Annotated in this window: 15 protein-coding genes, 1 other RNA gene and 1 other annotated feature; of the genes, 3 read left to right on the top strand and 13 right to left on the bottom strand. The window is 41.3% G+C overall.

The window, feature by feature from the left end:
* Nucleotides 1-23 precede the first annotated feature (23 nt).
* The 4 genes from mnmA to LC090_RS07095 are packed head-to-tail and all read right to left on the bottom strand — an operon-like array spanning nt 24 to nt 3,423.
* A complete protein-coding gene (mnmA, locus tag LC090_RS07110) occupies nt 24-1,139 on the bottom strand; it encodes a tRNA 2-thiouridine(34) synthase MnmA (RefSeq protein ID WP_226656700.1) in 1,116 nt (371 codons plus the stop codon).
* A 44-nt stretch (nt 1,140-1,183) separates the two neighbouring features.
* Nucleotides 1,184-2,326: a cysteine desulfurase family protein gene (locus tag LC090_RS07105; RefSeq protein WP_226656698.1), complete on the bottom strand. Its 1,143-nt coding sequence runs from the start codon at nt 2,324-2,326 to the stop codon at nt 1,184-1,186.
* Between the two features lie 37 nt (nt 2,327-2,363).
* Complete coding sequence (gene cymR / locus LC090_RS07100) at nt 2,364-2,783, bottom strand: cysteine metabolism transcriptional regulator CymR (protein ID WP_160918687.1); 420 nt, start codon at nt 2,781-2,783, stop codon at nt 2,364-2,366.
* On the bottom strand, nt 2,716-3,423 hold the full coding sequence (locus LC090_RS07095) for a YczE/YyaS/YitT family protein (RefSeq protein ID WP_226656696.1): 708 nt from the start codon (nt 3,421-3,423) through the stop codon (nt 2,716-2,718). The genes cymR and LC090_RS07095 overlap by 68 nt, the downstream gene beginning before the upstream one ends.
* A gap of 146 nt (nt 3,424-3,569) precedes the next feature.
* Between LC090_RS07095 and LC090_RS07090 the strand changes: the two genes are divergently transcribed.
* Nucleotides 3,570-4,913: an AAA family ATPase gene (locus tag LC090_RS07090; RefSeq protein WP_226656694.1), complete on the top strand. Its 1,344-nt coding sequence runs from the start codon at nt 3,570-3,572 to the stop codon at nt 4,911-4,913.
* A gap of 147 nt (nt 4,914-5,060) precedes the next feature.
* Nucleotides 5,061-5,729, top strand: a complete 669-nt coding sequence (locus LC090_RS07085) for an RsfA family transcriptional regulator (protein ID WP_226656692.1) — start codon at nt 5,061-5,063, stop codon at nt 5,727-5,729.
* Nucleotides 5,730-5,980: 251 nt separating this feature from the next.
* Here the strand turns inward: LC090_RS07085 and ssrS are convergent.
* The 4 genes from ssrS to LC090_RS07065 form a co-directional block, all read right to left on the bottom strand.
* Nucleotides 5,981-6,164: non-coding RNA, 6S RNA (gene ssrS, locus LC090_RS07080), on the bottom strand.
* 79 nt (nt 6,165-6,243) lie between these two features.
* The gene (aspS, locus tag LC090_RS07075; RefSeq protein ID WP_226656689.1) at nt 6,244-8,031 is read right to left on the bottom strand and encodes an aspartate--tRNA ligase; all 1,788 of its coding nucleotides are present in this window, start codon (nt 8,029-8,031) and stop codon (nt 6,244-6,246) included.
* Nucleotides 8,028-9,314 carry a histidine--tRNA ligase gene (hisS, locus tag LC090_RS07070; RefSeq protein WP_226656687.1) on the bottom strand — a complete coding sequence of 429 codons (1,287 nt, stop codon included), beginning with the start codon at nt 9,312-9,314 and terminating at the stop codon, nt 8,028-8,030. Before hisS ends, aspS begins: the two co-directional genes overlap by 4 nt.
* Nucleotides 9,315-9,416: 102 nt before the next feature.
* Nucleotides 9,417-9,641: a binding site (T-box leader), on the bottom strand.
* 71 nt (nt 9,642-9,712) lie between these two features.
* On the bottom strand, nt 9,713-9,886 hold the full coding sequence (locus LC090_RS07065; protein ID WP_098444369.1) for an RNA polymerase subunit sigma-70: 174 nt from the start codon (nt 9,884-9,886) through the stop codon (nt 9,713-9,715).
* 131 nt (nt 9,887-10,017) lie between these two features.
* On the opposite strand from LC090_RS07065, the gene LC090_RS07060 reads away from it, so the two are divergent.
* Entirely contained in the window at nt 10,018-11,451 is a 1,434-nt protein-coding gene (locus tag LC090_RS07060) for an N-acetylmuramoyl-L-alanine amidase (RefSeq protein ID WP_226656685.1), read from the top strand.
* Nucleotides 11,452-11,515: 64 nt separating this feature from the next.
* On the opposite strand, the gene dtd is transcribed toward LC090_RS07060, so the two are convergent.
* The 5 genes from dtd to LC090_RS07035 form a co-directional block, all read right to left on the bottom strand.
* The gene (dtd, locus tag LC090_RS07055) at nt 11,516-11,959 is read right to left on the bottom strand and encodes a D-aminoacyl-tRNA deacylase (protein ID WP_226656683.1); all 444 of its coding nucleotides are present in this window, start codon (nt 11,957-11,959) and stop codon (nt 11,516-11,518) included.
* 19 nt (nt 11,960-11,978) lie between these two features.
* A complete protein-coding gene (locus LC090_RS07050; protein WP_425590655.1) occupies nt 11,979-14,141 on the bottom strand; it encodes a RelA/SpoT family protein in 2,163 nt (720 codons plus the stop codon).
* 187 nt (nt 14,142-14,328) lie between these two features.
* A complete protein-coding gene (locus LC090_RS07045) occupies nt 14,329-14,841 on the bottom strand; it encodes an adenine phosphoribosyltransferase (RefSeq protein WP_224593445.1) in 513 nt (170 codons plus the stop codon).
* Entirely contained in the window at nt 14,842-17,196 is a 2,355-nt protein-coding gene (recJ, locus tag LC090_RS07040) for a single-stranded-DNA-specific exonuclease RecJ (RefSeq protein ID WP_226656679.1), read from the bottom strand.
* A gap of 132 nt (nt 17,197-17,328) precedes the next feature.
* Complete coding sequence (locus tag LC090_RS07035; RefSeq protein ID WP_226656677.1) at nt 17,329-17,664, bottom strand: LapA family protein; 336 nt, start codon at nt 17,662-17,664, stop codon at nt 17,329-17,331.
* Between the last annotated feature and the right edge of the window lie 27 nt (nt 17,665-17,691).

Here is a 17,691-nt window from a genome sequence, read left to right as displayed (position 1 = left end):
TCTTTTTGAAATGAGGCGTGTCATTAAACGTATGTGAGTTCACTTTCATTCTTAAATACTTGATCTATTGTTGCACCACCGAGACACTCATCCCCATTGTAGAAAACAACGGCTTGTCCAGGAGTGATTGCACGAACTGGCTCATCAAACGTCACTTTCAAACGATCATCATCAAGTTTTTCAACTGTAACGCCTGAATCTTTTTGGCGATAGCGGAATTTAGCCGTGCACTTTATCTCATCATCAATTGGCAAATTCGTTACCCAGCTTGAATTTACGGCAATAAGGGAATCAGAGTAAAGCAACTCATTGTGGAACCCTTGATCAACGTAAAGAACATTGTCATCAAGATTCTTTCCAACAACAAACCATGGTTCACCGTCGCCACCAATACCTAAACCATGTCGTTGACCAATTGTATAATACATCAGTCCGTCATGCTGGCCTTTTTCTTCTCCTTCAAGCGTCATCATCTTGCCCGGTTGAGCAGGAAGATATTGCCCAAGAAATTCTTTGAAATTCCGCTCACCGATAAAGCAAATTCCAGTGCTATCTTTTTTCTTAGCTGTAGCAAGACCTGCTTCTTCCGCAATTTCCCGCACCTTTTTCTTTTCAATGCCACCAAGCGGGAACATTACTTTCGAGAGCTGTTCTTGTGTAAGTTGATTCAAGAAGTAAGTTTGATCCTTGTTGTCGTCTACACCACGAAGCATCTTCACTTCTCCATCACGTTCAACCACCTGTGCATAGTGGCCTGTTGCAAGATAATCTGCTCCAAGCGTTAAGGCATGCTCTAGAAATGCTTTAAATTTAATCTCTTTGTTGCACATGACGTCAGGATTCGGTGTACGTCCACCTTTATATTCATCAAGGAAATAAGTAAAAACCTTATCCCAATATTGTTTCTCGAAGTTGACTGCGTAGTACGGAATGCCGATCTGGTTGCATACACGAATCACATCATTGTAATCTTCTGTTGCGGTGCATACCCCGTTTTCGTCGGTGTCGTCCCAGTTTTTCATAAAAATGCCGATCACATCATAACCTTGCTCTTTTAACATTAACGCAGCGACTGATGAATCAACACCTCCGGACATTCCAACCACGACTCGTATATCTTCATTCTTTTTTGCTGTCATGGTTGCACCTCCTCTTCTTTAACACAAATTGTGTCCTGATCATTTTATAACTTCTTTAATCGATTGACAATCTTAACGACTTCACCAGCAGCTTTCTTCGCATCATCAATCGTATTTCCATATCCAAAACTAAAACGAATAGCGGTTTGAGTTCGTTCAGTATCCCCATACATAGCGGTTAACACATGGGACGGTTCATGCGACCCTGCAGTGCAAGCCGATCCACTTGAAACAGCAATTCCCGCAAGATCAAGGTTCATTAGCATAGGTTCAACCTTTGCATCTAGAAAGCTAATATTCAAAACATGAGGAAGCATGTGCTGCTCATCTCCGTTTACCTGATAAGAAATTGATTCTTCTTCAAAAGTATTTAGCATAACTTGCTTCATATTTTGATAAAGCGCCACTTTTGCCTCTCGGTCTTCATGCATTAGCTCAGCTGCCTTCTCCATTCCAACGATGCCAGCCACGTTTTCCGTACCAGCACGACGCTTACGCTCCTGCTCTCCACCATATGAATAAGGAACAAGTCTTGTACCGTCTTTTACATATAGAAAACCTACACCCTTAGGACCATTAATTTTATGAGAGGAAACAGAAAGTAGATCAACTCCTAGATCCTTCACATTAATGTTAATCAACCCGTACGCCTGAACGGCATCTGTATGAAATATAATGCCAGATTCGTTTGCTATCCTGGCGATCTCTGAAATAGGTTGTATGGTCCCCACTTCGTTGTTTCCATACATAACCGTAATCAAGATCGTTTCTGGACAGATCGCCTTTTCAAGATCAGCTATCGAAATTCTACCCTTCTCATCTACAGGTAAATACGTGACGTCAAAACCTTCTTTCTCAAGTCCTTTACACGCATTCAGTGCAGCATGATGCTCAATCACTGTTGTGATAATATGATTTCCTTTAGCAAGGTTTCCTTTAGCAGCTCCTACAATGGCTAGATTATCTGCTTCTGTCCCTCCGCTTGTGAAAATAATTTCATTAGCTTGAGCATGAATACTGCTCGCAAGATTATTTCTTGCTTCATCAAGCGCATGACGCGACTTACGGCCGAACTGATGTATACTTGAAGGATTACCAAAATCACTTTTTAGTGATGAAACCATCGCTTCAATCACATCGGGATGGACCGGTGATGTCGCAGCATGATCCATATAAATTCCACTCATTATTAGTCACCTCTTACTACCAGCAACGAGCCGGCTACTAAATATAAAACATATAGCTGTCTTGCTCTCCTTCACCTTCATAGGTTGCAAGATCTTCTAGGGTTGTAGAATCGAGAACATCTTTCACAGCATCTCTTATTTTTAACCACAAATCTCGTTTAGCAGGTTCTTCATCATCCATTACTTCTACGGGACTAATCGGTCCTTCTAGCACGCGAATAATATCCCCTGCTGTAATTGAGCTCGCTTCTTGAGCAAGAATATAGCCTCCATATGCACCGCGCACACTTTTAACGAGACCGGCATTACGTAATGGGGCTACAAGCTGTTCGAGATAATGCTCTGATAAGTCTTTGCTCCTAGCAATGGATTTCAAAGAAATAGGTCCATCACCGTGCTTTTTTGCTAACTCCATCATAATCGTTAATCCGTATCTTCCTTTTGTCGATATCTTCATTTCTTCCACCTCTTTCTATCAATCGAGCGACAAACGCTTTACACTGTGGCAAAGAATAACCAACGATCGGACCAATCGTTATACAAAACAAAAGCGTGCCAATATTAACTGGTCCTTGTAATAGCCACCCAAGAAAAAGAACCACCATTTCCATCGAAAGGCGAATGCGTTGTACTTTCCAACCCGTGCGCTCGGTTAAGACAAGCATTAAACTATCTCTTGGACCTGCCCCTCTTTCTGCCGCAATATAAAGACCAATTCCATAACCCATAATAAGAATACCACTAATCAGCATAACCAATTTTCCAAGTAAATGATCGGGGGTTTTCAGAAAAGGAAGCCATAAATAAATGTCAATAAATACGCCAACTAGAAGCATATTAAGAAAAGCACCAAGTTTTGGCCACGACCGCTCTAATAAAGACGTCGCCCCAATAATCCCAAAACCTATGATAATGGACCACGTTCCAATCGTTAGTCCGAACTGCTGATAAAGTCCGATATGAAACACATCCCATGGAGCGCTACCCGCTTCAGCACGAATCATCAGAGCAATTCCAAAAGCCATGACTAAAAGACCTGAAACAAAGATTCCCCAGCTCATCCAAAACCAGGATATGCCTCTATTCGCTTGTTTCATTTCATCCCTCTTATCTCAATCTAATCTCCACCATCTAGCTTTCATTCTGTTAGTAAACCTTCGCTATTATAGCATGAACCGCTTTTTCTTGCATTTCCAAAACCCGTATAGTATGTTTCAACTAACTAGGAAAGGAGGGGTGTTTTATGGATTTATTTGATTATCCAAAAGATAAAAGCCATACTTCTTCAGGACCACTCGCTAGCAGGATGCGACCGAGATCCATTGAAGAATTTATTGGACAGGACCATATTATTGGCGATGGAAAACTATTAAGAAGAGCCATACAAGCTGATCAACTAACACCTATGATTTTCTTTGGTCCGCCTGGAACGGGTAAAACAACCCTCGCTCGCATTATTGCAAATACAACATCCGCACATTTTGAACAGTTAAACGCCGTAACGTCTGGCGTTGCTGACATTAGAAGGTTAACCACTGAAGCAAAGGATCGCTTAAAGCTTGATGATCAAAAAACCGTTCTCTTTATTGATGAGATCCACCGATTTAATAAATCACAGCAGGATGCGCTTCTCCCTTTTGTTGAAGATGGAACAATCGTTTTAATCGGGGCTACAACAGAAAGTCCCATGTTTGAAATTAACGCAGCACTGCTTTCGCGATCAAGATTATTTCGTTTTGAACATCTTAATGAAACTACCATTAAGAATATTCTTTTTCAGGCCATTCAGGATAAAGATCGTGGTTTTGGAAAATACAATGTCGAAATAGAAGAGGATGCTATTAACCATCTTATTGATGTTTCCAACGGAGACGCTAGAACCGCACTAAACGCGCTGGAGCTAGCTGTTCTTACAACCACACCTAATCAAGACGGGCAACTCATGATTACACTCGCCATTGCGGAAGAATCCATTCAACAGCGAGTACTTCAGTATGATAAAGATAGCGATAATCACTATGATACCGTTTCTGCCTTTATTAAAAGTATACGAGGATCTGACCCAGACGCTACGCTATACTGGTTAGCTAAAATGATCTATGCAGGAGAAGACCCTCGATTTATAGCGCGACGACTTTATGTTCACGCTGCTGAAGATATTGGACTTGCTGATCCGAACGCGCTTCTTGTGGCACACGCCGCCACTTATGCGGTCGAATTTATCGGTATGCCAGAAGCTAGAATACCACTAGCTGAAGCCGCGTTATATCTTGCAACTGCGCCAAAAAGCAATGCCGTTATTTCAGGGATAGATGCGGCACTTGCCGCAGTGAAAAAAGAAAAAAACGGGACAGTTCCTCTCCATTTACGTGATTCTCACTATAAAGGTGCTTCTGAACTTGGTCATGGGATTGATTATAAGTACCCACACAATTACCCGGGAGGCTATGTCCCTCAGCAATACCTCCCAGATCATATGATTAGAAAAACATTCTACAAACCTACTGAGCGCGGACACGAAAGAACGATACTAAAAAGATTGGATTATTTCGCCGAACGTATCAAAACTGATAGCAAAAAATCGTAACAGCAGGGCTTATGCTCTGCTGTTTTTTCTTTATTCTTGCAATCTATCTCAAATTTACAAGACTTCTGTATAAATTCTTTCAGACTGGCAAAGCTATGATTACTTTCAAAACGCAAAATTGTTTATCATATAAAGGAGCTGAATGAAATGAAAGTAAGACAAGATGCTTGGTCTCATGAAGATGATTTAATGCTTGCCGAAACAGTGCTGCGACACGTAAGAGAAGGTAGTACACAACTAAAAGCCTTTGATGAAGTAGGTGACCGACTTAGTCGCACTTCAGCAGCCGTTGGATTCAGGTGGAACGCCATCGTAAGAGAGAGATACGAACAAGCTCTAAAACTGGCGAAAAAACAGCGAAAAGAAATGAAGCGTGCAGAACGCAGACAACCCGAATATACAAAAAGAGAATCGCATAAGCCCGTTTTTCACCAAGAACAACCACTTTCACAGCCTTTACTTGATACACCTGTTCACACCACTGAACCACCAGTAACCAAAAAGCAATTAACAATGAGAGATGTGATTACTTTCTTATCTAACCTTGAACAGTCCGCATCCTCAACAAACAAACTAAGAACGAACCTTGAGAAACTAGAATCGGAGAATCAACACCTAAAAGAAGAAAACACCCTGCTCCATCAAAGAATTAAAACGCTCGAAAACGAACAACAAGTCATGAAAGAAGATTACCAATCCCTCATTCAAATCATGGACCGTGCCAGAAGAATGGTCGTCCTAAACGACAACGAAGACCAAAACGTCCCAACCTTTAAAATGGATAAAAACGGGAATTTAGAAAAAGTCGCGAGGTAAAAACGAAAAGCGGTAGCGCCCGTTTTGCCTCGACAAGCGCTGGAACCCCTTAAAAAGAACACGCTCTTTGTGTTCATTTTATGGGGTGAAGCGATCGAGAGGCTGGGCGCTGTAGCTGGATCTAACGTAAAGCGGAAGTGGGCGTTTAGACACGGCAGGCACTGGAGGCTATAAAAAGGGATTTTCGCAGAACGAAAAAAAGCATCCACTCAAAACTTGAGCGGATGCTTTATTAATTGTCATAAAAATAGAAGAGCCCCAACTGTGCCGTCCTTTCCATAATTGTTGAACCTGCATTGGCAGGTGGGTGCCCTATTCCATTCTCCGTACGTCCTCAGCTACCGAGGCATGTACTTTGAACGGAAAGAATCAGGCTCCCGTTGTAAAAGTGTTGGCTCAAATTATTATGGAAGTAAACGTACACTTCAGGACTCTTCGTTAACTTGTAATTGAATTATAGCAGACCTTCAAACTGATTTCAATCTTCGTGCATTAGGTCCATTATATTATTTTTTTATTCCTTTTCAGCAGCAACTGGCTTCTTAGCAAGCTCAAGATGAAGCTCTTTTAACTGATCTTCGCTAACCGGAGACGGCGCTTCAGTTAACAAGCAGCTTGCGCTCGCTGTTTTAGGGAATGCAATCGTGTCGCGAAGATTTGTTCTACCAGCTAGCAACATCACAAGACGATCAAGACCAAATGCGATACCGCCATGTGGTGGTGTTCCGTATTCAAACGCTTCAAGTAGGAAGCCAAACTCAGCCTCTGCTTCTTCTGTTGTAAAGCCTAGCGCTTTAAACATTTTCTCTTGAACATCACGTTGGAAAATACGCTGTGATCCTCCACCTAACTCATAACCGTTTAGAACAAGGTCATAGGCATCTGCACGAACTTTTCCAGGCGCTTCCTCGAGAAGATGAAGATCTTCTTTCAAAGGCATTGTAAATGGATGGTGTTCCGCAAAATAGCGATCTGCTTCCTCATCGTAACTCATCAGCGGGAAGTCCATGATCCATAGGAAATTAAATTTAGAATAGTCAATAAGATCAAGATCTTTTCCAAGTTTTGAACGAAGAGAACCGAGACTGTCTGCTACGACAGACTTACTGTCAGCTACGAACAGAAGAAGGTCACCTGCTTCTGCATCGAAAGCTTCTTTCAGTTGAGCGGCAAGAGCTTCATCAAAGAATTTAGAAATAGGTCCTTTCAAACCATCTTCTTCTACTTTCAACCATGCAAGCCCTTTTGCTTTGTAAGTTTTCACATATTCTGTTAAAGCATCGATATCTTTACGTGAGTATTCGCTAGCAGCGCCTTTCGCGTTAATTCCTTTAACAGCTCCGCCAGAAGCAACAGCTCCAGAGAAAACTTTAAAATCAGAGTCTTTTACAAGTTCTGATACGTCCACAAATTCCATCTCAAAACGCGTATCAGGTTTATCAGAGCCATAACGATTCATCGCTTCTGCATGAGTCATGCGTTGGAACGGGGTATTTATTTCTATCCCCTTCGTTTCTTTCAATACCGCACTCATCATTTCTTCCATCATCTTAATCAAATCTTCTTTCGGAAGAAACGATGTTTCAATGTCGACTTGAGTAAATTCTGGTTGACGATCCGCTCGAAGGTCTTCATCACGGAAGCAACGAACAACCTGGTAATAGCGCTCAAAACCCGAAACCATTAATAGCTGTTTGAACAGCTGAGGAGACTGTGGTAGCGCGTAGAATTCGCCTTCGTGAACACGACTTGGCACAAGGTAGTCACGAGCGCCCTCTGGCGTACTTTTCGTTAACATTGGTGTTTCAATTTCAAGGAATTCATTGTGATCTAAGAAATCACGAATCACTTTTGTTGTGCGATGACGTAGCTTGAAAGTCTCTTGCATCACTGGACGACGTAAATCCAAATAGCGATATTTCAAACGAATATCTTCGCCAACCTCTACATCATTTGCAATGCTAATGGGAGGATTTTTAGCTGCATTAAGAATTTCAAGTGATTCAGCATGTACTTCGATGGAGCCAGTCGGAAGATTTTGGTTTACTGTCCCTTCCCCACGTGCCACCACTTTCCCTGTTATGCCAAGAACGTATTCATTTCTTACATTCTCCGCAAGTTCTAGAGCTTCTTTTGATAGATCAGGGTTAAAAACAACCTGTACGATCCCTGAACGGTCTCTAAAATCAATAAAGATTAATCCGCCAAGATCCCGACGTTTCTGAACCCATCCTTTCAGTTCCACTGTTTCTCCAATTTCACTTTCACGTATTTTGCCGCATGCATGACTTCTTCCGATCATTCTCCAACTTCCTCCTTTAATTTCTTAACAAGATAGCGATCTACTTCTGATAGGCTTATTGCTTCCTGTTCACCAGTGTTCATATCTTTAATATTAATTTCATTTTTCTCAATTTCTTCATCACCCAGGATGGCAACAACCTTTGAGTTCAATCGATTAGCCGCTTTAAACTGACCTTTCATCTTCTTATCAAGGTAGTCACGCTCAGTTGAAAGTCCAGCTTTTCTAAGCTTTTGAACAAGACCATTGGAAACTTTCTGTGCTTCCTCACCCATTGTAACAACGTAGCAATCAATCGTCTTTTCAATTGGTAGGTTTACGCCTTCTGCTTCTAACGCCATTAGCAATCGTTCAATACTCATTGCAAATCCGATTCCTGGCGTTGATGGGCCACCCATCTCTTCAACCAGGCCGTTATAACGACCACCACCGCTAAGTGTGGTAATGGCACCAAATCCATCAGCGTCGCTCATAATCTCAAATGCCGTATGATTATAATAATCCAGTCCACGTACAAGGCGATCGTCGAGAACATATTCGATTCCCATTTGATCCAATGCTTCTTTAACCTTAGCAAAATAAGTGGAAGAATCTTCATTCAAGTAATCAATGATTGATGGCGCAGTCTCCATTAATTCATGATCACGATCCTTTTTACAATCCAGAATGCGAAGTGGGTTTTTCTCAAGACGACTTTGACAGTCACTACAGAACTCCCCAATTCTCGGTTGAAAATGATTAACAAGTGCTTCACGGTGAGCTTCGCGACTTTCTTTATCGCCGAGACTATTTAAATAGAGCTTAAGCTTTTTAAGCCCTAATTCTTGATACAAGCTCATTGCAAGAGCAATGACCTCTGCATCAATAGAAGGATCATTACTACCAAGAGCCTCAATTCCGAACTGAACAAATTGTCTCATCCGTCCTGATTGAGGGCGTTCATAGCGGAACATAGGGCCGATGTAATACAATTTCACCGGCTGCTCAGGTAAGCCATACATTTTATTATTCACATATGCACGAACGGCTGAAGCAGTTCCCTCAGGACGAAGTGTTAAGCTACGATTTCCTCGATCTTCAAATGTGTACATTTCTTTTTGAACGATATCCGTTGTATCGCCAACACCGCGTTGGAACAACTCAGTGTGTTCAAAAATTGGTGTGCGTAGTTCATGATAATTGTATCTACGGCAAATATCTCTCGCCTTATTTTCAATGTATTGCCATAACTCTGAAGTACCAGGAACAATATCCTGTGTACCTCTAGGAATTTGAAAACTCATGATTTATCCTCCTTTAATCACTTACAAGAAGCTCTCCTAGGCGAAACTGAAGCGGGGAAGCTATTTTTGGATACAAAAAAAACTCCCATCCCTGAATCGAAATTCAGGGACGAGAGTTACCCGCGGTGCCACCCTAATGGAAGGACATATCCTTCCTCTTAAAACAGTTAACGCCTGTTTACGTCGCCCCCTACTGAGTTACCTGTTCGGAGACGATCCTTGGAAGTGTCTTTCAAAAAAGCGGTATCGAGAAATGCTCTCAGCCTAACGGCATTTCCTCTCTGCTCAACCCGGTATTTTTTTACTTTTCTTCCTCATCGGAGCTTCGTATCGATTTACTGAATTGTTTTCTATCATACGAGTCAGCGTTTTTTTTGTCAAGTGTATTCGGGATGGTTTTATCTTTTCATTTTTTGTTTCATGATTTTGACACTTTTCAGCGATAGGCCAAATTCTTCTGCGAGTTCCATATTTGACAAACACTGTTCTTTTTGTAAAAAATCATGAAAGTCGACGCCAAATTCTGGTTGAGACATGTTGTAGCTCATCATTTCTTTATTCGTCGATCGCATGAAAGCTCACCCTCTTCGTATATTATTTTCTTAGTTTCACCAAAAAATAGTGGTTTTACAACTAAACGAAGGAATCTTTTCATCCGATAAAGAAATTATCTATGCTAAGGTTTATTGAAAGGAGATTTCCATTGAAAAGAACGATTTTTTTTATCCCCTTATTTTTCATAGCCATTCTTATTCCTCATACAGCAGCATCAGCAGCGACTAATGCTCTTTTCGAACAAACCGTTAATGTTCGTTCACAAGCATCCATTTCGTCCACCATCATTACTCAGGTGCATCAAGGTGACAAAGCAACGATTATCAAGAATCAAGATAATTGGCTATATGTAGAGCTTGAAACGGGTGAAAAAGGATGGGTAGCTAGTAGGTTCGCTACGTTAACGACAGAGGCAGCAAGTGAACAAACGATTCACTCGACTGTATCAAATTTACAAGTACGATCGGGTCCAGGTAAAGAATACAAAATTCTTGGGAGTATTTCTCAAGACAGCGATTGGACCGTTTTAAGGAGCAAAGGTGATTGGATTTCAATCGATTATAACGGACAAACAGGTTGGGTGGCTTCATGGTTAGTAACTTCTAAATCACTAGAGAAGGAACAAAACTCCGATACCAACAAAGAAGTCATCACAAGGCTATTAAATGTTCGAGAAATGCCCGGGACAGAAAACCGTATTCTATCTCAACTCCCTTTAGGTTCGGTCGTCGAAGAAATGAAAACAGAAAACAATTGGAGCTTCATCCGATATGACAACGGACAAACAGGTTGGGTGGACAGCACCTATTTGCAAAACACCGATAAGAAGGAAGAAGAAGGCTTTGTAACGATTCTATATCACGCGACGAATCTTAGAAGCGGACCTGGCTTAAGCTATGGTGTCATCAGTCAAGCGTCGGTCCAAGAGCGCTATCAAATAGACGGAAAAGAAGGTGAATGGTACCGTATCCTCCTTGATGATGGGCGTTCAGCTTACGTAGCAGATTGGGTCGTTTCCACCGTTTCAAGGCTTACCACTTCTCCCAAGTTAACGTCAGGGAAAACGGTCGTACTTGATGCTGGACACGGAGGTTTTGATAGCGGGGCTTTAGGAATTACAACGCTTGAAAAAATCCTTACGCTTAAAACGACTAACACAATTGCTGAGAAATTAAAAAATGCAGGTGTAGAGGTGATTCTAACAAGAGAAGATGATACATTTATCTCTCTTTCACAACGAACACTAATTTCTGAGCAATACCTAGCAGATGCTTTTGTCAGCATTCATTTCGACAGCACTGTTGATCCAACAGCAAATGGTACCACAACTTATTATTACGAGGACGGAGATATGACACTTGCCACGGCTATTCACGCCGAGATTGGCGACGATACTTCTTTACGAGATCGCGGCATACGTTTTGGCAATTACTATGTTCTACGAAATAACCAGCAGCCTTCCGTTCTTCTCGAACTGGGTTTCCTTTCCAACCCTTGGGAAGAGCAGTTAGTAAATAAGGCATCCTATCAAAATAACATCACATCGGAGATTTCAAATGGCATTCTTGCTTTTTTAGAATGATTTCCCATATGCACATAAAAGATGAATAAAGAAAAGCCGCGTCCAAAAGGAACGCGGCTTTTCTCTATTCTTTACTTTCAATTACCAAGGTGACCGGACCATCATTCGTAAGATGAACATCCATCATTTCACCGAATATACCAGTCTGTACGTCTAGGTCTTCTTTTCTAAGTAGCTCATTAAACTTCTCATAAAGAATGATTGCTTCAGAAGGCTTCGCTGCTTGCATAAAGTTAGGACGCCTTCCTTTACGCGAATCCCCGTATAAAGTAAATTGTGAAATCGAAAGAATGGCTCCGCCTTTATCTTTAACAGATAAGTTCATGCGATCATTTTCATCTTCAAATATACGTAGGTTGGCAATCTTAGAAGCGAGATAAGCGGCATCTTCCTCTGTGTCTTCGTGAGTGACGCCTAGAAGGACGACAAGACCAGAATCAATCTGGCCTGTTGTCTTTCCGTTCACGGTGACTGAGGCATGCTTAGAACGTTGTATAACGGCTTTCATGAAGAACTTCCTTTCTACTTTACTGCATAATTCTACGCACAGCATAGATATCTGGAATACGCTTCACTCGCTCAACGACTTTCTGAAGGTGAGCGGTATTCCTGATCGAAACGGTCATACTGATCGTAGCCATTTTATTATTATCCGATCGACCAGAGACGGAGGTCATATCCGTTTTTGTTTCAGCGACAGCCTGAAGGACTTCATTTAAGAGCCCACGACGATCAAAACCGCTGATTTCGATGTCCACATTATAATTTTTTGGTGAGTCACTTTCCCATTCAACTTCTAAGAGGCGCTCTTGACCATTCTCATCATTCACATTGGGACAGTCTTTCCTGTGAATGGATACCCCTCTTCCCTTCGTAATGTATCCTACAATATCATCACCTGGAACAGGATTACAGCATCGTGAAAGACGAATTAACAGGTTATCTATCCCTTTCACTCGAACGCCAGATTCTGCTCTCTTTGGGGGACGAGAAGGGGAGTGTGTCTTTCCTTCAATAATTGATTTTGCTAGCTCTTCTTCCTGCTCTTTCGTCCGTTCTTTACGAGCCTTATCTGTTAGTCTTGTAGCAATTTGTGCAGCAGTAATTCCACCATATCCAACTGCTGCATACATATCTTCTTCACTTGTAAAGTTGAATTTTTTTGATACATTCGCTATGTTATCTGCTGTAAGAACAGCTTTTAACTCAAAGCCATGGTTTTTAATTTCTTTTTCTACTAGCTCACGGCCCTTTTCAACGTTTTCTTCACGCTTTTCTTTTTTAAACCACTGCTTAATTTTATTCTTAGCGTGAGAACTTTGACTAATTTTGAGCCAGTCTTTACTAGGACCATAAGAGTGCTTCGAAGTCAGAACTTCAACAATATCGCCCGTTTTTAATCGGTGATCCAGCGGCACCATTTTGCCATTCACCTTAGCACCAATACAATGATTTCCAATTTCAGTGTGGATACGGTAAGCGAAATCAAGAGGCACTGAGCCTGTTGGCAACTCAAAGACGTCTCCTTTAGGCGTAAAAACAAATACCATATCACTAAACAAATCAATCTTAAGTGATTCCATGAATTCTTCTGCATTAGAAACATCATTTTGCCACTCAAGAATTTGTCTAAACCAAGAGAGCTTTTTCTCAAAAGAACTATTCACTTGATTTTCGTCGCCTTCTTTGTAGGCCCAATGCGCCGCAATCCCGTATTCCGCAACTTTGTGCATATCAGAAGTTCGAATTTGCACCTCAAGTGGATCACCTTTTGGACCAATTACGGTCGTATGAAGAGATTGGTACATATTTGCTTTTGGCATGGCGATGTAATCTTTGAAACGCCCTGGCATAGGCTTCCAGCACGTATGAATAATACCCAGAACAGCATAGCAGTCTTTAATGCTGTTTACGACAATACGGACTGCTAGTAAATCGTATATTTCATTAAACTGCTTATGTTGCTTAGCCATTTTGCGATAAATACTGTAAATATGTTTGGGACGTCCAGATATTTCAGCGTCAATCGAAACTTCTTTAACACGTTCTTGAATTTCATCCACCACTTCATGCACAAATCCTTCACGTTCGGCTCGTTTCTTCTGCATCAAGTTCACAATACGATAGTATTGCTGTGGATTTAAATAGCGAAGTGCTGTATCCTCAAGCTCCCACTTAATCGTGGAAATACCAAGACGATGTGCAAGTGGCGCAAAAATTTCAAGCGTCTCATTCGCCTTTTGCATCTGTTTTTCTTTTGGCATGTGCTTCAATGTCCGCATATTATGAAGACGGTCTGCCAATTTAATGAGAATGCACCTTATGTCCTGTGCCATGGCTATCATCATTTTCCGATGATTCTCTGCTTGTTGCTCGCGCTTTGACTTATACTTGATTTTTTTCAGTTTTGTCACGCCGTCGACAAGCATGGCGAGTTCAGGACTGAATTCATCAGAAATTTGCTCAAGCGTTACGTCAGTGTCTTCGACGACATCATGAAGAAAGCCCCCTGCAACTGTAACGGGGTCCACTTCAAGATTCACAAGAATGCCAGCAACCTCAATAGGATGAATAATATAGGGTTCACCCGATTTACGGTACTGGCCTTCATGTGCTTTACGCGCGTATTCATATGCTCTATTAAGATAGGAGAGATCGTCTTCAGACAAATACTGCTCCGCTCTTTCCATCACTTCTTCTATCGTCATCAAATCACCTTGATTACTGTTGGTATATTGCTTCTATTATCGTTAAAAAAAGTCAGCATGTAAAGACATTAAGGGAAAAATGTCGTTTTTCCTATTTGGTAATAACCGGATTACTTCGAAAAAGGTTCATAAAGAGAAAGAGCGTCCGGCAATTCGGACACTCCATTCTTTAGTATGTCATTAACGTAAAAATATCATGACGATCAAGATTTTTACGACCTTCGAGGTATGAAAGCTCAATCATGAAAGCAAGTCCTACTACGACTCCTCCAAGCATTTCTACCAGTTCAATTGTCGCATTAATCGTACCGCCAGTAGCAAGTAAATCGTCTGTAATTAAGACTCTTTGCCCCGGTTTAATAGCATCCTTATGAATCGTAAGGACGTCTTTTCCGTATTCAAGACCATAGTCAACTTTAGCTACTTCACGTGGTAATTTGCCTTCTTTTCGAACAGGCACAAAACCAATACCCAGTATATATGAAACTGGACACCCTACGATGAATCCTCTTGCTTCTGGTCCTACAATAACATCAACATTTTTATCTTTCGCGAAATCTGCAATATCATTCACGACCCCACGATAAGCTTCGCCGTTTTGCATTAACGGAGTGATGTCTTTAAAACGAATACCCTCTTTCGGATAATCTTCAACCACTGCGATATAATCTTTATAATTCATTTACTTAATGGCCTCCTCAGTGCTATTGAAACAATTAACTGATTGATCGAACCAACTTTTCAAAGCATGATAGGAGGAATAGCAAAAATCATTTTCGAGCTTTGCTTTTTCAAGCTTACTCCTATACGTTTTAGAAGAAGTTAATTCAGTTTTGACAGATTGTGGATTTAGTGAAATCAGTCCATTATCCATTGTAACAAAATCTAGCTCAAAAAACACCTCTGACATAAAAGGAACCGTTTCTTTTGACCACCCTTTATGTTTGGCAAGTTTTTCAGCATCTCGTAAATGGAAGCTACCTTTTTTCATCAAGAAAGCATAGAACCATTTAAAATCTTCACGTGACGGTAGTGTTGAGAAGAAATGATCTTCTTCATGTTCAAAAACTGCATACGTTCGATCTGGTAAGCCGCCTGAGCGAAAAAGATTCACGAGATCTTCTTCTAAGTCAGGAAGATCAAGTAGCATCACATACTTTTGCTCAAACGACAAGTCTTGCTCTGATGGATTAGTAACGATATAACTCTTCCATTTATCAAGACCAAGTTTTGATATGGTGTTATTCTGAAATGCAACCATGACAAGCTTATCGAGCGGAAGGGTTTCTAAGCGTTTCTTTAAATCGCGTATGCCACGATAATCAAAAAGCTGCCATTCATTGACTGCGATATCTTTTACAAAAATTTGTGGTTTTCGAAGTCCATTCCATTCATTGACAGCAAGCTGACCAATCACACTTACAGCAGCTCTTGAGGCAATTTCTTCAAAAGCATAGCCAAAATGGAAGCCTACTCCGTCAAGCGTTACGCCATTTTCCTCAAGTCCTACCTTCAGATGATTGTCCTGACTACCAATTCGTCTAATTTGTGATAAATGAACATCTTTAAGCATGACAACTGGTTTCGGATTACTTACACCGAAAGGGGCTAGAAGATTCATTTCTTCAATGGTATCGAGGCTTACATCTTCTACACGACAATGAAGATCGACTTTGGTAAGGGGCGTTAGATCTTCTTCCGTTAACTTTTCCAAAGCCTGATTGTTCAATCTTGATCGCAATTGATCGAGGTATCCCAAATCAATGGTCATGCCTGCTGCCATCGGATGTCCACCAAAATGGGGCAGAATGTCTCTACATTCTGAAAGATTCGCAAACATATCAAACGCTTCGATACTACGAGCGGAACCTTTTGCCACACCTTTTTCTCGGTCAATACTCATTACAATTGTTGGACGGTAATATTTCTCAACAAGGCGAGAGGCAACAATTCCTATAACCCCTGCATTCCACCCTTCTCTTGCAATAATGAGAACGCGATTGCTTTCATCACTTAAATAGTTTGTTTCAACTTCTTCAATCGCTTCTTTCGTCATCGTGTTCACAAGCTCTTGACGGCTTTTATTAAGAGCATCAATATCAGAAGCAAGTTGTTCTGCTAGTAACGGATCATCTGTTGTAAGGAGCTCAACAGCGGGATCTGCACTATCCAAACGTCCTGCAGCGTTTAACCTTGGACCTATCCCAAAACCAAGATGCTCTTCATTTAACTCCTGACCTTTCAATCCACATACGTCCAAAAGCGCTTTAATTCCCGGTTTGCTTGAATTTTGAAGTGCTCGTATCCCCTCACTTGCTAGAAGACGATTCTCATCTTGAAGTGGAACTAAATCTGCAATTGTACCCATGGCTGCAATTTCAAGTAAGTGCCCTGGAATTCGACCAAGTAAGGCATGTGATAATTTAAAGGCAACGCCTACACCAGCCAGTCCCTTAAATGGATAAGTGCAGCCGGGCTTCTTTGGGTTAATCGTCGCATAAGCATCTGGAAGCACAGGTGGTGGCTCATGATGATCAGTAATGATGAGATCAATGCCTATTTCCTTTGCGACTTCAGCCTCATGAACTCCTGAAATACCGGTATCAACCGTTACAATAAGCTCATAGCCGTCTTCTTTTGCCTGCCTAAACGCTGCTTCGTTCGGGCCGTATCCTTCTGTAAATCGATTTGGGATATAGTAATCGAAAGCCGCACCAAGCTCACGTAACGTGTAAACCAAAACTGTCGTACTACTCACTCCATCTGCATCGTAGTCCCCAAAGATGAGAATGCGTTCTTCAGAAGCAATAGCACGTTGAATTCTCTCAACCGCTTCCTTCATCCCGTCCATTAAGAACGGGTCATGATAGGTTAAATTCTCTTTATATAAAAACCTTCTTGCTTCCTCTTCTCCATTGATACCTCGATTCACTAAAAGCGATGCAGCGAGTCGAGAAATTTCAAGTTCACTCTGGAGCCGATCAATGCTTTTTTCATCTGATTCAGCTAGTTTCCAGCGCGTTTTAGATCTTAACATCGAATCACCTCTTAACCTGTTCATTATATATAGTTTACAAAGGTTTGACCATAGTTCAAGAAGAGGAATCTTATTGAAGTGAGTTTATCCCACTAAAAAAAGCCCTGATGCGATCAAGGCTTTCACATTTTTTTATTCCCCGTCAGTACCTGTTCCTTCATCCATCGCTTCTCCATCAAGTGGTGTGTGCACCGCTTTTGTTTCGCTAGCGACCGGCTCAGATTTTAATTTCTCATTTTCTTTTTGTAGCTTTTTAAGTTCTCTTTTCAATTTATAATATTTCACCATCCCGAACCCAAGTACAAGAATGGCGCCCATCAATACCGACCCTAATATAACAAGTACAAGTGGCCAATCAGAAGTGCCAAACACGTAATTGACTTGAACTGGATCTACATTCACAACTGAAAAAACGGCAATAATGAGGGCAAATAAAAGTGCTACGACTAATCCCCACTGTCCCTTCATCTAAATCTACCTCCTCTACTTCAATAC

The sequence above is a fragment of the Guptibacillus hwajinpoensis genome (assembly GCF_020524165.1).
Classification (GTDB): domain Bacteria; phylum Bacillota; class Bacilli; order Bacillales; family Guptibacillaceae; genus Guptibacillus; species Guptibacillus hwajinpoensis_D.
This window is presented reverse-complemented; position numbering and strand designations above follow the sequence as displayed.